The sequence below is a fragment of the Streptomyces sp. CO7 genome (assembly GCF_053474865.1).
Genome location: NZ_JBRIOU010000003.1, coordinates 78,678 through 83,374, shown reverse-complemented (window position 1 = coordinate 83,374; position 4,697 = coordinate 78,678). Strand labels below are relative to the sequence as shown.

Below are 4,697 nucleotides of genomic sequence, written 5' to 3'. Positions count from 1 at the left end.
GGGCGGGGCCGGGTCAGAGGAACTCGGAGGTGTCGAGCTCGAAGCCGAACGGTGCGGGCAACGGCATGGGGTTGCCGAAGGGGCCCTTGTGGGCCTGCAGGTAGTCGTCACCCTCGGGGTCGCTGAACAGCGTCACCGAGGAGGAGTCCCGATCCACCAGTAGGTAGACGGGGATGCCTCCGCGGGCGTAGCAACGTCGCTTGGATTCCCTGTCCGCCACCGCCCTGGAGGAAGTGACCTCGACCACCATGGCCACACCGTCGCACGGCATCCAGGGCTCGGCTCCTCGAAAGAGCCGAAGAGAGGTGGGAGCGAAGGTCGCGTCCGGGATCGCATGGTTCTTGGGACACGCCCCGCCACTGTTGAGCTTGAGCCCTTTGTGACCGGAGAACTGCATGGGCGTGAGCGAATGCGCCTTGACCTGCGTGAGGATCAGGTCGATGTAATCCTCGTGATCCCCGTCCGGCGGTGGCGTCACGACGATCTCTCCCTCGATCAGCTCTGCCCGGAAGCCCTCCGGGGTGTCCAGGGCGAGGAAGCCTTCGAGCACGACGTCACTGTGCGTGAGCGGCTCGTGTGCCATGGCGGTCATGTCACGCCCTCCGTTCGGTCGCTCACCAGAGTCGGACATGTGCTGATCACCGTCCAGGAGATCGAGGTGCTGTCCCTCGATCGTGGCACAGGGCGGAGGGCCGGGACCACGGGACGCCACCTGCCGGGCGCGTCGTACGCTGGCGGGGTTCCGTGAACCTGAAGGAGTTCCCCGTGCTCGTCCTACTGCCCCCGTCCGAAGGCAAGGCGCCGTCCGGTGACGGCGCCCCGGTGCGGCTGGAGTCGTTGTCGCTGCCCGGCCTGAACGGGGCCCGGCGGGCGGTGCTGGAGGAGCTGGTGGAGCTGTGCTCCGGCGACGAGGAGAAGGCCCGTGAGGTGCTCGGGCTGAGCGAGGGGCTGCGTGGCGAGGTCGCCAAGAACGCGGGGCTGCTGACAGCGGGGGCGCGGCCGGCCGGGGAGATCTACACCGGCGTGCTGTACGACGCGCTGGGGCTGGGCGGTCTGGACGACGCCGCCCGGGAGCGGGCCGCGCGGCAGCTGCTGGTGTTCTCCGGGCTGTGGGGCGCCGTGGGCGTGGCCGACGCGATCCCGTCGTACCGCTGCTCGATGGGGGTGAAGCTGCCGGGCGCCGGGGCGCTGGCCGCACACTGGCGCGGGCCGATGGCCGAGGCGATGCCCGAGGCGGCCGGGGACGGGCTGGTGCTGGACCTGCGCTCGTCGGCCTACGCCGCCGCGTGGAAGCCGAAGGACGAGGTCGCGGGGCGGACCGCCACGGTGCGGGTGCTGCACGCGCAGCTGGTGGACGGCGTGGAGAAGCGCTCCGTGGTGAGCCACTTCAACAAGGCGACGAAGGGGCGGATCGTGCGCGCCCTGCTGACCGGTGGCGTCGACCCCCAGGGCCCGGCGGAGCTGGTGGAGGCGCTGCGGGACCTCGGCCACACGGTGGAGTCGGAGCCTCCGGCGAAGGCGGGGAAGCCGTGGGCGCTGGACGTGGTGGTGCGGGAGATCCACTGACCGCCGTGCGGCGGGACCTCCCGCCGCACGCGCTCAGCGCAGGTGCGAGGTGTCGTTGAAGAGGCGGAGGCTGGCGTTGCCGTCGGCGTAGTGGGCGACGGCCGAGATCGACGCGGCGGACAGCTCCATGCGGAACAGGGCCTGGGGCGGTGCGCCGAGCGCGAGGCGGACCAGGGTCTTGATCGGCGTCACGTGGGTGACCAGCAGGACCGTGCGGCCCGCGTGGGCGGCGATCAGGCGGTCGCGGGCCTCCTCCACCCGCACGGCGGTGGTGTTGAAGCTCTCGCCGCCCCCGGTGGGACGGGCGTCGGGCGAGGCCAGCCAGGCGTCGAGGTCCTCGGGGTGCCGCTCCATGACCTCGGCGAAGGTGAGGCCCTCCCAGGCGCCGAAGTCGGTCTCGCGCAGGCCCTCGTCGACCGTGACGTCGAGGCCGAGGCGGTCGGCGACGACGGCGGCGGTCTCGCGGGTGCGGGCCAGCGGGGAGCTGACGATCGCCTGCACGGTGCCGCGGGCGGCCAGCAGCCGGGCGGCGCGGCGTGCCTGCTCGAGGCCGGCCTCGGAGAGGGACGGGTCGGTGCCGCCGCTGCCGGAGAAGCGCTTCTGCGGGGTCAGCGGGGTCTCGCCGTGGCGGAGCAGGACGAGCGTGGCGGGGGCGCCGAGGTCGGGGGCCGACCAGCCCTGCCGGGGGGCGGCCTGTCCGCCCGCGTCCTGCGCCGCGGTGCCCGGTCGGCGAGCGCCCTGCTGGGCCTGCTGCTGCTCGGCGTCCCGCTGGGGGGCGTCCTGCTGCCGCGGAGCCTCCCGGGCAACGGCCTTGGCGGCTCCGGCAGCCTCGGCGGATCGGGCAGCCTCGGCGGATCGGGCGGCCTCGGCGGATCCGGGGGTATCGGCGGATCCGGAGACCTCGCTGGATCCGGGGGCCTCGGCGAGGGCGGAGCCCCCGGCCGGTGCGGGGCCCACGGCCGGCTTCGCCGCCACGCCCGCGGCGGCGCGCAGGTCGGCGAGGTGCTTCTCGGTGGGGGCCGGACGACCGGACGGCATCCACGCCTCCCCCCGCGCGCCCGCGTCCATCGCCTCGTTGGCGAGACGGTCGGCGCGCTTGTTCTCCTTGCGCGGGATCCACTCGTAGGTGACGTTCGCGCCCGGCAGGACGCCCCGCGCCTCCTCGGCGAGCGGCGCGAGGCCGGGGTGCTTGATCTTCCAGCGGCCGGACATCTGCTCGACGACCAGCTTGGAGTCCATGCGGACGCGGACCGACACCTCGCCGCCGGCGGCCAGTTCGGCGGCGGCGATCTCCCGCACGGCGCGCAGGCCGGCCACCAGGCCGCTGTACTCGGCCACGTTGTTGGTGGTGACGCCCAGGTACTCGGCGGTCTCGGCGAGGACCTCGCCGGTCGCCGCGTCGGCCACCACCGCGCCGTAACCGGCGGGCCCCGGGTTGCCCCGGGACCCGCCGTCGGCCTCGATCACGAACTCCCGCACGCGCAAAGCCCCTTGGAAGGAGAGGAGGGTCAGAGACCCGACTCGGAGGTGCGGACCAGGATGCGGCGGCAGTTCTCGCAGCGCACCACCGTCTCGGGGGCCGCGGCGCGGACCTCGTTGACCTCGGTGATGTTGAGCTCCAGCTGGCAGCCCTCGCAGCGGCGCTGGTAGAGGCGCGCGGCGCCGACCCCGCCCTGCTGCTCGCGCAGCTTCTCGTACAGCTTGAGCAGGTCGGCCGGCACGGAGGCGGCGACGACCTGGCGCTCCTTGGTGACGGTGGCGCCCTCGCCGTCGAGCTCGCCGAAGGCGGCGTCACGGCGGGCGGTGGCGTCGTCCAGCTTGCCCTGGACGGCGGAGACGCGCTCGGTGAGCTCGGCGACGCGCGCCTGGGCGGACTCGCGGCGCTCCATCACCTCGAGGACGACGTCCTCCAGGTCGCCCTGGCGCTTGGCCAGCGAGGTGATCTCGCGCTGCAGGTTCTCCAGGTCCTTCGGGGAGGACACGGCGCCGGAGTCCAGGCGCTGCTGGTCGCGGGCGGCGCGCTTGCGGACCTGGTCGACGTCCTGCTCGGCCTTGGTCTGCTCGCGGGCGCAGTCGCTCTCCTCGGTCTGCGCGGCCACGAGCAGGTCGCGCAGCTGGGCGAGGTCCTTGTTCAGCGACTCGATCTCGGCGTGCTCGGGCAGTGAGCGGCGCTTGTGGGCCAGCTGCTGGAGACGGGTGTCCAGGGCCTGGACGTCGAGGAGGCGGATCTGGTCGGCGGGCGCGGCGTTCAGTTGGGGGCTCCAGTAGGTGAGGTCAGTGGGTGGGGTGGGTGGACGCCGCGTGGGCGGTCCAGGGGTCGGTGACCGTCGTGGACACGTGGACCCGCAGGTTCCAGCCGTGCCGTTCGGAGATCTCCTCCAGCTGGGCGGCGGCCAGCTGGCACCAGGGCTGCTCGGTGGCCCAGTGGGCCGCGTCGATCAGCGCGAGAGGACTGTGGGCGCGGGCCTCGCTCACCGGGTGGTGGCGCAGGTCCGCGGTGAGGAAGGCGTCGACGCCGGCGGCCCGGACGTCGTCGAAGAGGCTGTCGCCGGAGCCGCCGCTGACGGCGACGGTGCGGATCCTCGCCTCCGGGTCGCCGGCCACCCGGATGCCCTGCGCGGTGGCGGGCAGGCTCGCGGCGGCGCGGGCGGCGAACTCCCGCAGCGTCTCGGGGGCGTCGAGCTCGCAGACGCGGCCGAGGCCGCGGCGGCCGGCCGGGTCGTCGCGGTCCGGCACCACGGGGCGCAGCACGCGCAGGCCGAGAGCGCCGGCCAGGGCGTCGGACACGCCCGGGTCGGCCTTGTCGGCGTTGGTGTGCGCCACGTGCAGGGCAACGTCGTTCTTGATCAGGTCGTGCACCACGCGGCCCTTGAACGTCGACGCCGCGACGGTGGTCGTGCCGCGCAGGTAGAGGGGGTGGTGGGTGACCAGCAGGTCCGCGTCGAGCTTCACGGCCTCGTCGACGGTCTCCCGGACCGGGTCGACCGCGAACAGCACGCGGGTGACCTCCTGGTCCGGGTCGCCCGCGACGGTGCCGACGGCGTCCCAGGACTCGGCGCGCTCGGCGGGCCAGAGGTTCTCCAGGGCGGCGATGACTTCAGACAGACGGGGCACGGGGGCAAGGCTACCTG

General features: G+C 73.9%; 5 protein-coding genes. 1 reads left to right on the top strand and 4 read right to left on the bottom strand.

Features of this window, described 5'->3' with window-relative positions; genetic code table 11:
- Nucleotides 1-13 precede the first annotated feature (13 nt).
- Nucleotides 14-583, bottom strand: a complete 570-nt coding sequence (locus ACOV8S_RS10250; RefSeq protein WP_448317897.1) for a Uma2 family endonuclease — start codon at nt 581-583, stop codon at nt 14-16.
- Between the two features lie 182 nt (nt 584-765).
- On the opposite strand from ACOV8S_RS10250, the gene yaaA reads away from it, so the two are divergent.
- Nucleotides 766-1,566 carry a peroxide stress protein YaaA gene (gene yaaA / locus ACOV8S_RS10245; RefSeq protein ID WP_448317476.1) on the top strand — a complete coding sequence of 267 codons (801 nt, stop codon included), beginning with the start codon at nt 766-768 and terminating at the stop codon, nt 1,564-1,566.
- Nucleotides 1,567-1,599: 33 nt separating this feature from the next.
- Here yaaA and ACOV8S_RS10240 read toward each other — a convergent pair whose 3' ends face one another.
- Genes ACOV8S_RS10240 through ACOV8S_RS10230 form a run of 3 tightly spaced genes read right to left on the bottom strand, consistent with a single transcriptional unit; the run spans nt 1,600 to nt 4,680 of the window.
- Complete coding sequence (locus ACOV8S_RS10240; RefSeq protein WP_448317475.1) at nt 1,600-3,045, bottom strand: bifunctional RNase H/acid phosphatase; 1,446 nt, start codon at nt 3,043-3,045, stop codon at nt 1,600-1,602.
- Nucleotides 3,046-3,074: 29 nt separating this feature from the next.
- Nucleotides 3,075-3,818 carry a zinc ribbon domain-containing protein gene (locus tag ACOV8S_RS10235; protein ID WP_448317896.1) on the bottom strand — a complete coding sequence of 248 codons (744 nt, stop codon included), beginning with the start codon at nt 3,816-3,818 and terminating at the stop codon, nt 3,075-3,077.
- 22 nt (nt 3,819-3,840) lie between these two features.
- Nucleotides 3,841-4,680, bottom strand: coding sequence for a Nif3-like dinuclear metal center hexameric protein (locus ACOV8S_RS10230; RefSeq protein WP_448317474.1), 840 nt, complete (start codon nt 4,678-4,680; stop codon nt 3,841-3,843).
- Nucleotides 4,681-4,697 lie beyond the last annotated feature (17 nt).

Excerpts from the sequence above, each read along its gene's own strand:
- ACOV8S_RS10250 (WP_448317897.1), bottom strand. The coding sequence starts at position 583 with ATGGCACACGAGCCGCTCACGCACAGTGACGTCGTGCTCGAAGGCTTC.